Source organism: Sphingobacterium sp. UBA3549 (assembly GCF_002376635.1).
Taxonomy (GTDB): Bacteria; Bacteroidota; Bacteroidia; order Sphingobacteriales; family Sphingobacteriaceae; genus Sphingobacterium.
The window spans coordinates 287,342-301,643 of the sequence record NZ_DFOE01000017.1 but is presented as its reverse complement, the minus strand read 5'-3'; the positions used below and the strand labels follow the sequence as shown (position 1 = coordinate 301,643).

The 14,302-nt window shown below is 39.6% G+C and carries 15 protein-coding genes; 10 read left to right on the top strand and 5 right to left on the bottom strand.

Translation table 11 applies throughout. From position 1 onward, the window contains the following. Positions 1-408 precede the first annotated feature (408 nt). Genes rbfA through B2W36_RS10070 form a run of 4 tightly spaced genes read left to right on the top strand, consistent with a single transcriptional unit; the run spans position 409 to position 3,191 of the window. A complete protein-coding gene (gene rbfA / locus B2W36_RS10085; protein ID WP_293884660.1) occupies positions 409-780 on the top strand; it encodes a 30S ribosome-binding factor RbfA in 372 nt (123 codons plus the stop codon). A 29-nt stretch (positions 781-809) separates the two neighbouring features. Further along, a complete protein-coding gene (gene aat / locus B2W36_RS10080; protein WP_293884661.1) occupies positions 810-1,457 on the top strand; it encodes a leucyl/phenylalanyl-tRNA--protein transferase in 648 nt (215 codons plus the stop codon). Continuing rightward, on the top strand, positions 1,450-2,538 hold the full coding sequence (locus B2W36_RS10075) for an aminotransferase class V-fold PLP-dependent enzyme (protein WP_293884662.1): 1,089 nt from the start codon (positions 1,450-1,452) through the stop codon (positions 2,536-2,538). Before aat ends, B2W36_RS10075 begins: the two co-directional genes overlap by 8 nt. A gap of 2 nt (positions 2,539-2,540) precedes the next feature. After that, complete coding sequence (locus tag B2W36_RS10070; protein ID WP_293884663.1) at positions 2,541-3,191, top strand: hypothetical protein; 651 nt, start codon at positions 2,541-2,543, stop codon at positions 3,189-3,191. Between the two features lie 46 nt (positions 3,192-3,237). On the opposite strand, the gene B2W36_RS10065 is transcribed toward B2W36_RS10070, so the two are convergent. Next, entirely contained in the window at positions 3,238-3,636 is a 399-nt protein-coding gene (locus B2W36_RS10065; RefSeq protein WP_293884664.1) for a hypothetical protein, read from the bottom strand. 216 nt (positions 3,637-3,852) lie between these two features. On the opposite strand from B2W36_RS10065, the gene B2W36_RS10060 reads away from it, so the two are divergent. From B2W36_RS10060 to hemL, 5 genes are all read left to right on the top strand, one after another. Then, positions 3,853-4,692: a hypothetical protein gene (locus B2W36_RS10060; protein WP_293884665.1), complete on the top strand. Its 840-nt coding sequence runs from the start codon at positions 3,853-3,855 to the stop codon at positions 4,690-4,692. A 218-nt stretch (positions 4,693-4,910) separates the two neighbouring features. Next, positions 4,911-6,152: a glutamyl-tRNA reductase gene (gene hemA, locus B2W36_RS10055; protein WP_293884666.1), complete on the top strand. Its 1,242-nt coding sequence runs from the start codon at positions 4,911-4,913 to the stop codon at positions 6,150-6,152. 320 nt (positions 6,153-6,472) lie between these two features. Continuing rightward, entirely contained in the window at positions 6,473-8,059 is a 1,587-nt protein-coding gene (gene hemC, locus B2W36_RS10050) for a hydroxymethylbilane synthase (RefSeq protein WP_293884667.1), read from the top strand. Between the two features lie 93 nt (positions 8,060-8,152). Then, positions 8,153-9,136 (top strand): porphobilinogen synthase, encoded by a 984-nt coding sequence (hemB, locus tag B2W36_RS10045; RefSeq protein ID WP_209577791.1) that lies wholly within the window; start codon positions 8,153-8,155, stop codon positions 9,134-9,136. A gap of 3 nt (positions 9,137-9,139) precedes the next feature. Beyond that, on the top strand, positions 9,140-10,450 hold the full coding sequence (gene hemL / locus B2W36_RS10040) for a glutamate-1-semialdehyde 2,1-aminomutase (RefSeq protein WP_293887618.1): 1,311 nt from the start codon (positions 9,140-9,142) through the stop codon (positions 10,448-10,450). Between the two features lie 97 nt (positions 10,451-10,547). Here hemL and B2W36_RS10035 read toward each other — a convergent pair whose 3' ends face one another. From B2W36_RS10035 to B2W36_RS10020, 4 genes are read right to left on the bottom strand one after another with little or no spacing between them, the layout of a single operon-like run. Further along, entirely contained in the window at positions 10,548-11,093 is a 546-nt protein-coding gene (locus B2W36_RS10035; protein WP_293887617.1) for a DUF4252 domain-containing protein, read from the bottom strand. A 5-nt stretch (positions 11,094-11,098) separates the two neighbouring features. After that, positions 11,099-11,620: a DUF4252 domain-containing protein gene (locus B2W36_RS10030; RefSeq protein ID WP_209577788.1), complete on the bottom strand. Its 522-nt coding sequence runs from the start codon at positions 11,618-11,620 to the stop codon at positions 11,099-11,101. Positions 11,621-11,626: 6 nt separating this feature from the next. After that, a complete protein-coding gene (locus B2W36_RS10025) occupies positions 11,627-12,310 on the bottom strand; it encodes a hypothetical protein (RefSeq protein WP_293884670.1) in 684 nt (227 codons plus the stop codon). Between the two features lie 42 nt (positions 12,311-12,352). Then, positions 12,353-12,868, bottom strand: coding sequence for an RNA polymerase sigma factor (locus B2W36_RS10020; RefSeq protein ID WP_293884671.1), 516 nt, complete (start codon positions 12,866-12,868; stop codon positions 12,353-12,355). A 273-nt stretch (positions 12,869-13,141) separates the two neighbouring features. On the opposite strand from B2W36_RS10020, the gene B2W36_RS10015 reads away from it, so the two are divergent. Then, positions 13,142-13,978 (top strand): hypothetical protein, encoded by an 837-nt coding sequence (locus B2W36_RS10015; protein ID WP_293884672.1) that lies wholly within the window; start codon positions 13,142-13,144, stop codon positions 13,976-13,978. The last annotated feature ends 324 nt before the right edge of the window (positions 13,979-14,302 follow it).

Sequence of the window (14,302 nt, the reverse complement as noted above, 5' to 3'; positions counted from 1 at the left end):
CTTTATTTTTAAAAGTTATTTTGTCAGTTTTTTAAGTATTCCTATGTTTGTAGTGTAAGGGAGATGAAAAAATAGAAGATGGTAGGGTTAGTAAATACTTACCGCTTTAAATACACCGAAATTTCAAACCAAATATGATAGACCTCAAAGTCTTAAAACTTGAAAGAAATTACCTAACCAATTGTGAATCGAAATTTAAAGGCACGTCGAACCAAGATGTGCCTTTTTTCTTTTTTGGCTTATTTTATTTTTCAATCCGTATTCTCCATTCTTTTCGAACTGGCGCGTTATCGCGGTATTTTTTGTCAACTAAGTGACAAGAGGTCAATCCAAAGTTCTCTTTTAATTGAAATTTTGGCTATTTTTGTTTGACACAATTGAGCATATTCAATACATAAAACGTATACGATGGGAACAGAAAGCAAGAGACAGCAACGTTTTGCTGGGGTGATTCAACAGGATTTAGCGGCATTATTTCAGCGCGATGGTAATTCATGGGCTCCCGGAGCATTTATTACGGTTACACGTGTTCGTGTTACGCCAGATTTGGCGATAGCACGCGTTTACGTGAGCTTTTTAAACACCAAGACAGCACAGGAAGGTATTCAGTCCATTCGTTCCAAAACAGCTGAAATACGTTACAAACTAGGTGCAAAAATTAAGAACCAAGTAAAGATCGTTCCTCAATTGGAATTTTTCCTTGACGATACCAACGAGTATGTTGAACACATGGACAAACTATTTGATGAAATCAGTAAAGAGCCACGTCAACCCGAATAACATCCTCTTTCGCAGTATGCTAAACAACAATGGTATTTGAACTGGATACTAAAAAACTTGAATTTCCACACCCAAGCTATGCAGAAGGAGATGGTTTACTTGCTGTAGGTGGGGATCTTTCCGTCGATCGCCTGCTACTCGCCTATAGTAACGGAATTTTCCCTTGGTTTGACGAGCTCAGTCCTATTCTCTGGTATGCCCCAAACCCTCGATTCGTGATCGATCCGCGCAAAATAAAAATCAGCAAGAGCATGGCGAGCGTCCTTCGGAAAAATATATTTTCGTTCTCGATAGACCGCAACTTTAATGCAGTCATTCATCATTGCGCGACTATGAATAGAAAAGATCAGGCAGGCACCTGGATTACGGCGGACATGATAGATGCCTATAGCAAACTTGCTTCACTGGGCTATGCCCACTCGGTGGAGGTATGGCAAAACAATTTGCTGGTTGGGGGACTTTACGGTGTATTAATCAATGGTGTATTTTGTGGCGAAAGCATGTTTTCTAAAGTCGCCAACGCATCGAAGGCAGCGCTGATTTACCTTGCCCAAGAAATCGAATTACATCTAATTGATTGCCAGTTTCATACCAGTCATCTGGAAAGTATGGGCGGAGAATATCTTTCGCTGACAGATTATTTAGCTATATTAACAAAAAAGCACAACGATGAGTAGTCCATATCGCAAACATTTTGACATCGCGCCAGCGGTCACTTACCTAACAACACCGGGATCGGGCTTACTTTCACGTGAAACAAAGGCGTGGCGCGCCAAGAGAGACCAAGATTTCTTTGATTCAAACTCGAACTTACGTGAACAGCAGGGCGCGACGTTGGATGCCTGCCGGGCTACAATAGGTACATTTTTCAATTGTCCTTCCCAAAATGTATTCTTATCCAGTTGTTTTTCCTTTGCTTTCAATGCACTGTTGGCCGGTTTACCTAAGCAATCTAAGGTTCTGCTACTGAATAATGATTATCCTTCCGTTAATTTCCCAACAATTTTAAGTGGTTTTGAACATCAGTTTGTGACGATGGACGAACAACTGGAAGCAAATGTATTGGATACAATCGCTACATTTAAGCCCGATGTATTCATCCTCTCCATTGTTCAATATATTTCGGGATTAAAAATAGATCTATCCTTCATACAGGAATTGAAGCATCAACATCCTGAACTACTGATTGTGGGTGATGGCACTCAATTTCTTGGAACAGACCTTTTTGATTTCACACTTTCTGGATTTGATGCTGTATTATCAAGTGGATATAAATGGCTTATGGCTGGCTTTGGCAATGGTTTTGTGCTCTTAAGCGAAAGACTCAAAGCGATGCTCTATGCGAGTATTCAGGAAAACTACAGCTTTCTCAACAACCAATGGATGAATAAATCTGTGGTACAACTCTGTTTCGAGCCCGGCCATTTGGATACGTTGTCACACGGAACGTTGCAGCAGTCTCTAATCCAATTGGAGCAGTGGGGATTTTCAGAAACAGTGAACTATACGCAAAAATTGATCGCGGATGCCCGTGCTGAGCTTTCCGACAGAAATCTGTTGTTGGACAGTATCACCAATAGGCATCCGCAGAGTAATATTTTTAATATACAGATCGACCACGACTATTATCAAGCCTTTCTGGATGAAGGCATAAAATGCTTTCCGCGAGGTTCGGGAATCCGTGTTGGATTTCATTTATACAACGATCACTCGGATCTTGAAAGGCTATTATATATTATTGACACCAAAGTAAAATAAACATGAAATTTAGAATAGGAGACTTAGTACGGTTTGTTGATGAACCCATTGAGGGACATATTACATCTATGCAGCCCGACGATATTGTCGGCGTCACAGACGATACAGGTTTTGAAATACCAGTACCGATGGATAAAATCACTCTTGTCTTCGGCAATATGCGTCGCGCGGATGATGAGCTCGACCAGCATGCAACACCATTGACACCACATCGATTTATCGAGAAAGGAATACTATTGGCGATCTCTGGAGATCACAAAGATGGGCTAGCCAAATTGCATATCATCAATGAAACAAGCTTTGAGCTGCTGATATCCATATCCGAAGCAACAGCGAATAAAGTTAAAGGTATTTTCAGCAATAAGATACCTCCACATGATTCGATTCAGTTTTATACAGGAAACTTTGCAAATGTTGGAAAATGGCCGACCTTCCGTTTTCAGATCTTACGCCATAGCAGCATTTTGCAGGAGCTGACCCCGCCAATCAACAAAGAACAGCGTGTGCGTCCGGTAGACCTCACTAACCCTAAAATTCTTAACGAAATTTTGGATGAAAAGATATGGTCATACGAATTGGATAAGATCGAAGAAGATTTAGGACTGGACAAATTGAAAAATCATTTTATACCGCATCGTCCAAACAAAAAATAAGCTAGGTGTTTTTCATCTAGCTTATTTTTTTCTGCAAAAGCCTTCACTACGCTGCCGACGCGACAACCTTTTTGGTACTCAACACCAACAATAAGATGCCTACCAGATAGACAATCCAGCCCCAGCGCATATGCAGGGATTTAGACAGCAATTTATCAGCAAAGCCCCAACCGAAATAATTATTGATCTTAAACCAGACCGCTGTGATACTCACAATATACCAGCAGGCCGCCAATCGCGTCATCCATTGATAAGCGCGAACTGCACGAACAAAAAACAAAAGCGCAGTCACCCCCAGAATCAGCAGGGTAATAAAGAACAAATAAGCATCTACCTGATAGAGGTTCCAATTTCCCTTAATAGGTACTTTTAAAAACGGCGTCATACTGGAAAAAAAGCAGATCACCAGTCCGACAATGGCAACGTATTTTTTGATAATAATCATAATTCAAATTGCTTTAAAATTCGTACGAATATAAGTTGAATATTGACACTTATATAACTTGTCTTTCGCTTTTTGAAAAATTATTCTATTTTTAGAGACAATTCTAGTTCAGTGTTAGCCACATTGATGCTAATCAAGAGCACATGGCGTAGGGCTTCACTGTGGTGATGAATATAAATGGGAGAATAAATTGTAGCATTAAGCCGAATAATAAACATGAAAAGAGAAGTTGAGGAAATAGCCGCAGAACAACCGGCACAGCCGAACAGAAAGAAAAAAGTCTATATCATTATCGGTGTCGTCCTATTGGTTATCCTGGCTGGCGGCGGCTATTACAATTATAACCAGCGACAAGCGATCCATGGATTGGAGGTCGATAGCACTGCCACCGCTGCTATCGGATATGAGAACGCAGACCCCAAAGACCTAGAAGACGCTGATGGTTGGAGTTCATTGGAAGACTATCAGCACTGGAACAATGCCATCTTCACTATACCGGAATATGACAATATTCCCTTGCGTTATAGAAGGGGTATTACAAAGATATTCATGGGCAACAACTATCTTGAACCTGTAGAGGATAAACCCATATACAAATTTACCCGGATAAAAGACCGCGCTAAATCTGTTTTCTGTTATGGAAACTTCACCGATCGCAACGATTCAGATAGTTGGAATAAGGAAATGGCATTTTTGATTGAAAAAAATGATTACCAAAGCAGTGCGATCTGGATCATTTCAGCAAAGGGTGATATTCTCTTCTGGAAGGAATATTCCAGTGAATTGCCGCTGATCAACAGTTTCAAAAAGGGACAAAAGATTTTTATGGATGAAATGAAGTTGGTCCCTGCTCCTGCCGACGGGATTATCGTTAAGAATAAGAACTCCAAATACGCATTGATTTACAATAAAAGTAGCAAAACTTTTGACAGCTATTACCAATATAGTGACAGTGAAATTCAAGAAGCTACGGCCTCAGAAGAGACACCATATGTGGAAGAATTGGAAGATGTCACCGTGGATTCTGTTGGGATTAATTCGGATGTTAACGAGTAGGGATTGCATTTTTTAGTTCAAAATTCTCGTCACTCCCGATCGTGACGAAAATCATTTGGTCACAAAAAAAAATACAACAACCTGTAAAACAAAGAGTTAAAAATTAAAAATAGCTATTTAAAATCTTTCTAAATTAATCCCTTTGACAGATTTTTGACACAAGCACAAAGCTTTTAAGCTACATTTGTACCGTTAAATATAAGCGAGGGATTAGAGCTTTGAAAAATCTTAAAGTATTAGCGTTTACTCATAAACATGTCGAACTAAAAGATCTAGGTAATCTAGTAATCTGCAATGAGGATTTAGAAAGTCGGCTCATCAATCTAAAGCATAGCTTAGATATTCCGGAGATCTTTTATATTGGTACTTGCAACCGAGTAGAGTTTGTATTTTATGGTGCTCATGAATTGACCCATGAATTTATCGCCGATTTTATGGGTAAGTTAAACTTCTGCGTACCTCAAGAAAGGCTACAGTGCTACTTAGGACAGGTCAATAAATATGAGGGAATGGATGCTTTAAATCATTTACTTCGGATGTCCTGCTCACTTGAAAGTCTTGTCGTTGGTGAAAAAGAAATTCTGGCACAGGTAAGACGGGCTTATGATCGTTGTAGAGAAGCTGGTTTTACGGGAGATTTTTTACGCCTAATGATGGATCGTCTTGTAAAAACAGCTAAAGAGGTATACACCTATACTAAAATTTCCAGAAATCCCATCTCAGTTGTTTCTCTTGCTTACCGCAAATTACGTGAGTTAAAACTGGTTGAAAACCCTAGAATTGTCATCATCGGTTCTGGAGAAACCAATCAGAATTTAGCGAAATATTTCCAAAAGAATCAAAAAGCTAAGTTTGTTATTTTCAACCGTACTGTGGAGAATGCCAAGGCCTTAGCCAAAGAATTGAATGCTGAAGCTTTTCCTTTAGCAGACATTGGTCAATATAAAGAAGGTTTCGATATTCTGATAACCTGCACAGGCGCCCCTACCTCAATTGTCGACAATGCACTTTATCAATCCTTATTAAATGGTGAGACGGATAAGAAAGTTATCATTGACTTAGCCGTTCCGAATGATATTGATGCTGAAGTTCTCAAAAATAATCCGATTCACTATATCGAAGTGAGCAGCTTACAAGCAATTGCAGAGAAAAATATTCAAGAGCGTTATAATGAATTAGAGAGTGCGGAGAAGATCATTCAGGACAATATTGAGGAGTTTTTACCGTTAATCAAACAACGCCGTGTGGAAGTTGCGATGCGTGAGGTTCCTGAAAAGATTAAAGAAATTAAATCTTTCGCCTTAAATGAGGTATTTGCCCAAGAAGTGCAAGCCTTAACTCCAGAGGCACGAGCGGTGCTGGAAAAAGTAATCAACTATATGGAAAAAAAATACATTAAGGTTCCGATGGTTATGGCGAAAGAAATTTTGGTTAAAACTCCCGAAACCGAGAAAAACTAGCACTCCCACCCCGAAGTTTTTGTGCTTGACTTACCCTGTAATTCTTGAGTAGATTCTGTTTCTGTCCAGTGGGGCCAATCGTTGGCTGTTTCCTTTAAATTTCGGTTTATCAACTATTTCCTGACATATAATGACAGTAACGTGTCAACATATTCCTTCTATTTATTTATTTTTGTTCAGATAAATTGTTTTAAACAAATTTTCCGAAACTGTTCATTTCCGAAGCTGAATTGAATCAATAACGCGCCCAGTGCGCAAAGCATTTGTAGCTATCGGCAGAACATTTTTGTGATCGTTTTAATAGGTAAAGTAAAATTAACGTGAATAGAAAACTAATTATTGGTACCCGGGGAAGTGTTCTTGCCATGTGGCAGGCAAATTTTGTAAAAGATCGATTGGCAGAAATTGGAATTGAAGCAGAATTAAAAGTCATAAAAACACAGGGTGATATCATACAACACCTTCGTTTGGATAAATTGGAAGGCAAAGGATTTTTCACCAAAGAGCTTGAAGAAGAACTTTTAAGCGGGACCATCGATTTAGCTGTTCACTCTCACAAAGATTTACCTACAGTCAACCCACCGGGATTGATTATTGCAGCGGTTTCTGAGCGCGAAGATCCGTCGGAGTTATTGATTATTCACAAAGATTGTGTGGACATTAAAAAGCGTCTTTCATTGAAGCACAATGCGACTGTTGGCACATCATCCAACCGTAGAAAAGCTCAGATATCAGCGCTTCGCCCTGATCTGGAATTTGACGATCTCCGGGGTAACTTGCAGACGAGGATGCAAAAGTTACGGGACGAGCAATATGACGCTATTGTGCTTGCAAAGGCAGGGATTAGCCGTATTGAAATGGATATCAGTGATTTCCATGTAGAAGAAATCCCTCCTGTTGAAATTATCCCCGCTCCAGCGCAGGGAGTGTTGGCGATCCAGATTCGCGAAGTTGATCAGGAGCTTTTTGACGCTTTGCAGCCATTGAATAATGAAGAAGTATCCAAAACAATCGCTGTAGAGCGTTTGGTATTGAATAAATTTGACGCAGGCTGTCATGCTCCGCTTGGCTGTTATTGCCGCAAAAGCGGTGATGAATACGAAGCTTGGGCTTCTATTGCCGAAACAAGTGAAGACTTCCCTGACCGGGTTTACCTGAGAGATACCGACGCAACACGTTTAGCAGAGCGCATCTTCAGCAAATATTCAAAGGACAGAAGACTGCCGCAGTCTGTATTTATTTCCCGGGAGGTAGACGAGAATTCCTATTTCGCAAGGTCCATGGCCAAACATAATATTGCAATTGAAGGCCGTTCGTTGATTAAAATATTTCCTATCATCAATAAATTGGATCCGTTCATTTTGAAACACGTGGATTGGATCATATTTTCAAGTAAAAATGGTATTGAGCACTTCTTCAATTTGGAACCTCGTTTGAGTAAAAAGACTAAGATCGGTGTCATCGGTCGCGGCTCAGAAGAGGTTTTACGCAAGTATGATCGCGTCGCGGACTTTTCTGGTGACAGCGAGGGGATTAATATGGAAGAAATTGCAAAGAAATTTGCAGAACTGGCGAATGGTGGTACCGTACTTATTCCACGGGCAAAAGAGTCTCTGGAAACAATCCAAAAAGCATTGAGTGCTGAGACGAAAATCATCAACATGCCGGTGTATGAAACTGTTTTAGAAGAAAATGTAGATCCATCGAATGCGGAAGTCTTGGTGTTTACGAGCCCAAGCAATGTGGAAGCTTATTTTGCGGACAATCTATTGGAACCTGGCCAGAAAGTAATCTGTATTGGTCGTTCTACAGGCGCAAAATTTGATGCGATGAATGTTTCTTATACACTTCCTTATTCTCCGGATGAAATTGGTCTTTCCGAAGCCGTTTTTGGATTGGAGTATTAGTGATTGGATAAAGCCGTTCGTACGTCAAACTGAGCTAATGGTTTTACCGCATTTGCATTTAAACAACACTAGATCATAAATAATCTTAATATAATGTTACAACGTCCGAGAAGAAATCGTAAATCTGCCGTGATTCGCGACATGATTCAAGAGACACGTTTAGACGCGTCAAATTTGATTTTCCCTCTTTTTATTGTTGATGGGCAAAATCAAAAAACTGAGGTTAAATCGATGCCGGGCATCTATCGCTATTCTATAGACAATCTATTGAAAGAGGTAGAAAGCTGCTTAAAACTGGGCTTACGCTCATTTGATCTTTTCCCAAATATTGAAGAGTCACTAAAAGACAAGTATGCAACAGAAAGCTACCGTGACGGAAGTTTATACCTACGTGCGATTGCCGCTGTCAAGAAAAATTTTCCGGAGGCTTGCATCGTAACAGATGTTGCCATGGATCCCTACAGTAGCGATGGCCATGATGGCATTGTCGAAAACGGTGAAATCCTAAACGATGAGACATTAGAAGTATTGGGTAAAATGGCCTTGGCACATGCACAATCGGGGGCTGATATTATCGCTCCATCGGATATGATGGATGGCCGCATCGGTTACATCCGTGAGCTACTGGACCATAATGGTTTTACCAAAGTTTCTTTGATGTCTTATACGGCAAAATATGCTTCGGCTTATTATGGCCCTTTTAGAGATGCTTTAGGTTCTGCGCCTAAACATGGGGATAAGAAGACCTACCAAATGAATCCTGCAAACGCAAAAGAAGCGCTTATCGAAGCCCAGCTTGATGCACAAGAAGGAGCTGATTTTCTGATGGTAAAACCTGGACTTCCCTACTTAGATATCGTTAAACTTCTAGCGGACAACTTCGATCTTCCGATTGCAGTGTATAATGTGAGCGGAGAGTATGCGATGTTAAAAGCCGCAATTCAAAACGGCTGGTTAGACGAACGTGTCATTCTAGAAACGTTATTAAGTTTCAGACGTGCCGGCGCCACTGCCATCCTATCTTACCACTCCAAGGAAGTATTGGAGAAAGGTTTTATTCCGCATTCAACTATTTAGACTATGCAAGCACCTGATATATCAAGAGCACAATCTGCTGAGCTATTCGAAAAAGCAAAACAATATTTCCCTGGAGGCGTAAACTCTCCCGTTAGGGCTTTCAAATCTGTATATGGTACCCCATTATTTATTGAACGTGGTGATAAAGCACATCTTTGGGATGCTGATGGGAATGAATTTATCGATTTTTGCTGCTCATGGGGCCCATTAATTTTAGGGCACAACAATGAGCAGGTTCGAGAGGCTGTAGCCGCGCAACTAGGCAAAGGATTAAGCTTTGGCGCTCCTACGGCATTGGAAAACCAATTGGCTGAATTGATTATTGAAAACAATAGATTTATTGAAAAAATTCGCTTTGTGAGTTCGGGAACTGAAGCAGTAATGTCTGCCATACGTTTGGCTAGAGGCTACACAAAACGGGATAAGATCATCAAATTTGACGGCTGTTATCATGGGCACTCCGACTCCCTTTTGGTGAAAGCTGGTTCGGGTTTGGTCACCTTTGGCGAGACATCCTCAGCGGGTGTTCCTAAAGCATTTGCAGATGAAACCATCGTTATTGAATTAAACGATAAGCAAGCTTTAGAAGCTGCATTTGCAGAATTTAAAGATCAGATCGCAGCAGTTATTATTGAGGGTATCCCTGCAAACAATGGATTATTGTTGCAGTCCAAGGAATATATTCACTTCTTGCGTGAGATCACCAAAGGAAATGGTGCGTTGTTGATAATGGATGAAGTGATTACCGGATTCCGCATCGGCTTTGAAGGTGCTTCAGCTTACTATGATATACAACCGGATATTATCACCTACGGGAAAATTATTGGTGGCGGAATGCCTGTTGGAGCTTATGGTGCATCGAAAGAGTTAATGGCTTGTATTTCTCCTGACGGTGCCGTTTACCAAGCCGGAACTTTATCTGGCAATCCAATTGCCATGGCTGCCGGTATTGCAGCATTGGGCATCTTAGCTCAAAAAGATTTTTACACAAATTTAAATGCCAAAACAGAAGCTTTCGTCAATGATATGCGTGCTTACATTGCCGAGAAAGGGTATAAAGTTCAACTTTTCCACGTAGCTTCTATTTTTTGGTTTGCATTTACAGAACAGCAAGAAATTCAAAAAGCAAGTGAGATCGATCCTAAATCAATGGAATCGTATAAAGTAATGCACCGCGAATTATTAAATCGTGGTGTTTATTTTGGGCCATCTGGATATGAAGTTGGTTTTGTCTCTGACGCACATACGAAAGCAGACCTTGACCAGGCAAAACAACATATTTTTGATGCTTTGGATATTGTTTTCAGCGCATAAAGACTTTGCTATCTATAAAAAAATGCCCTCTAGCCATATGCTTAGAGGGCATTTTTTTATAGATGAGTAAGGATGGATTATGGAATCAGCGGCCTTATTAAAGTTTGTTGGCCAACTTCTTATCTTTAGACTTCATCTTATTCAGTCCGGCGATAAGTTCATCCAATGAAAACTTGCCTTTGATATCCATGAATACACTTTCGTCTTCATTGTCGTGGACCAGTAGGGAAACACGCTGAATGACATTGTTTTTATCAATACGGGCGTTCAATGATATTTCTTGTCCATCGGTATTGACAACCAAAAGTTCCTCAAATTTATTCTTCCTTAAAAACTTATGGTAGTCGTCCAAAATGCGTGCGTTCTTCGTTTTATCATTATTGGAAAGCGTCAGCATTCTGAACTTTTTTAAGTTCTTTACAATCGCGGCCATGGCTCGAGCGTCTTCATCGCTTTCATCCTTTAACGCTTTTTTCATAAAGGGTTTTGTTAACCACATCGGTAAATTGATGGCAACAATCTCGGCCTTGTCAGAGACATTAGACCGACTGATGAAATCCATATTGGACGTTTTTTTTATCATGCAGGACTGCATGGACAATAGAACGCCAACGAGACATAACAAGGTTAGTAATCTTTTCATAATTCTTATTTTTTCTCGTTATCGCCTTTGTTCTTATTAGCTTTATTATTGCCTTCATTGACCAAGTTAGTTACGTCTTTCAACGGTATTTCCCCATCAAGGATCATAAATAGATTTTGTCCATCTCCATTGATTGTAAGTAGAAGATTGTTTAAAATATCGGCATTTACAGACATATTTTCCACCATAAACCGGATATCCTGACCTTCGCTATTGAGCGACATGAGTTCCTCATACTTTAAGTTGGAAACCGCCCCCCGAATAATATCTGTCAAGGCTTTATCTTCACCATCCTCAACGATGAGCATACGCAGCGATTTAACGTTCTTTAGCAGCGGGCTGATGGTCTGCATATCATCATCGTCTATTTTTAAATTGCCCAACAGTTTGAACATCGGTGCTCCGATTTTAAGTGTTGTTACACCTTTCTTTCCCTGATATTGTTCAAAGAGCTTATCCAATTTTGAAATTTGTGCATTTGCCATACTTGCTACAAGTAGAAGGCAAGCTATTAAAAAACCTTTCATATTATTTTAGTTAATCGTTATTGACATTTGTTTTATATTCATTGCTTTATCTACGCCATTTTCCAGGTTGTTTGCCAGCAGGCCTAATGACTTTAACGTCAATTCGACGGCTTCCTGTTCGTTAGCGACAGGCTTACCGTTCAAGACAACATAATCTGCCTGATAGGACGTTTCCGATTCCAAACTTTCAGTTGCTACTTCCTTCTTCACTGCCCGACTTTCGGTTTGTTTTCCAATTTTTGGACGTTTGACTGTCTCAGCTGTCTGTAATGTTTTAGTACGTTTAATTACCTGGATCCTATCCTCAGTATGAGGATGCACTATTTCTGTGCGCTGATGTCCGACCGGCCCATTGTCAGCTGGTTTGAGATCATTTATTTCCTTTTTCGCGAGCAAAGGCGATTGTATTGCTGATTGCTGGTTTAGAAATAATGCTAACCCAATACTCATCAAAAGCACTGCCGCTGCTGCGTATTTTATCCAGCTATCATTCCACCACATATTCCCCTTTTTACTTTCGTTGATGTTGCTTTCAAAATCCTCGAAGGACCATTCCATCTTAAGATTCTTCTCTTCGTTCAATGATTGAAAAAAGAAATCCTCCGAATTTTTCAATTCTTTTTCTTCCTCTAATGACGACTGCCCATTAAAGTATTTGTCTTTCAATTCCTTTAACCTTTTATCTTCCATCACGCTATATCTTATTGTTCATTGATTTGGAAACCATAACAGCTATTTTCTGTCGGAATAAATACGCGCGGTTTCGTAATCGAATAATTTTGTCAGCTGCTCTTTCACCTTTTGTCTTGCGCGCATCAGATTAACCCGCACTGCCGACTCGCCCATCTCCAATACCTCAGCAATTTCATCAATGTCATAGTCCTCAACATCGCGTAGATGCATGACAAGGCGTTGTTTTTCTGGGAGTGAATTGATCATCTTGACAATAATCTCCTTTGTATTTCCAATAGTATACTCTGTTGTCGAAACCGCCTGATATTGATTGACATAATCCGATCTAACCTTACCTCTTTTAATCCGATTTAATGCCTCATTTTTTACACTCTGCATGCAGAAAGCTTCCATGTTTTTATATTGAAGCAACTGATCTTTCAATTGCCACAACCGCATCATCACATTCTGTACTGCATCAAAAGCTTCATCATCATCGACCAAGATCCGTTTCGCGAAGCGAAATAGCTTATCCTTATGGATGAAAACGGTATTTTTAAATTGCTCTTGGTTCATGCTATCATCAATATTGAGATTTATTCTGTTTTTAATTTCTAATCGGCTCTTGCACCATCTCAATATCACCTCCGCCTTTTATATCATCAAGACATTTCAGCATATTGATTTATTACATCTAATATGACTATTTTTTTAAGATTATTTATTTCACAGTAGATTATTCCTAAATCGGTATTGAAAAAGACCTATTTTTAACCTTATTACAAACAAAACATGCATACCAACTGTTACTTAAGATGCTGAGTGATTAAAAAATTAAACAGAAAAATTATGAAGTATTACAGAATTACAGGTATTACTGCTGCATTAGCGTTGATGGCAGGCGCTATCGGATGTAACAACTCTTCTACAAAAAGTACAGATGGGGCTGACTCAAGCAGCAGTATTGATACCAATACCGCACAAAAAATGGACGCTATCACGGTTAGCCCAATTGCAGATTCCAAAGAATTTCCTGGAGCTGATCTACAGATAGCATCGATCAGTTCGGAAAAGGTAGGTACTGACTCCGCAAAAGTATCGGTAAAATATGCAATTAAAAATTTCAAGTTGACTGAAATGACCGATGATGCCCATGCTACTCACATGGCAAACTCACACGATGGACAACACATTCATTTTATTTTAGATAATAAACCTTACACGGCTCTTTATAAGCCAGAGCACTCCGTGACTGTAGCGTTAAATTCGGAGCATTATCTACTCTCTTTTTTATCGAGATCGTATCATGAGTCCATAAAAACTACTGAAGCGTCTAAGTTGGTAAAATTTAAAATTGATGCCACAGGTAAATTGACAACGGATGCAATGCCAAAGGAACCGTCGCTATTCTATTCTCGACCTAAAGGTGAGTACAAGGGTGATGAAACAAAAAATCTATTGTTGGATTTTTACTTGGTCAATACTAAACTTGCACCAGATGGAAATAAGGTCGTAGCGGATATCAACGGGCAGACATTTACATTGGATAAATGGGGGCCTTATGAAATAAAAGGCTTACCATTAGGCGATACTAAAGTAAAACTGACTTTAGTAGACAAAGAAGGTAATGCAATTACAGGTGATAATGTTTCGGTAGAACGAGATATTAAGCTCATTGAGAAATAGAGGTTAAAAAATAAAAGAGTCGCATTTTGATGCGACTCTTTTATTTTTTACCAATTATTACTAGTAATTGATGAAATTTTTTCTTTCAACGAATGAATAAATTCAGTTACATTTTTGTCAATTAGCAGCACCTCTCTTTTACTAATTATTTTTCCTTCTTCAGTAAAAAGACCGCTTGCCCCTGATCCGAATGTTTTCTTTCCAACTAAACTTAACGTTGTACTGGAGCCATATTTTACACAATCAAAAATGGGTTCGAATCGAGTTTTGCCATCTCTAAATTGCAGATCATATTTATAATGATATTGGGCATCCAACGCTCCT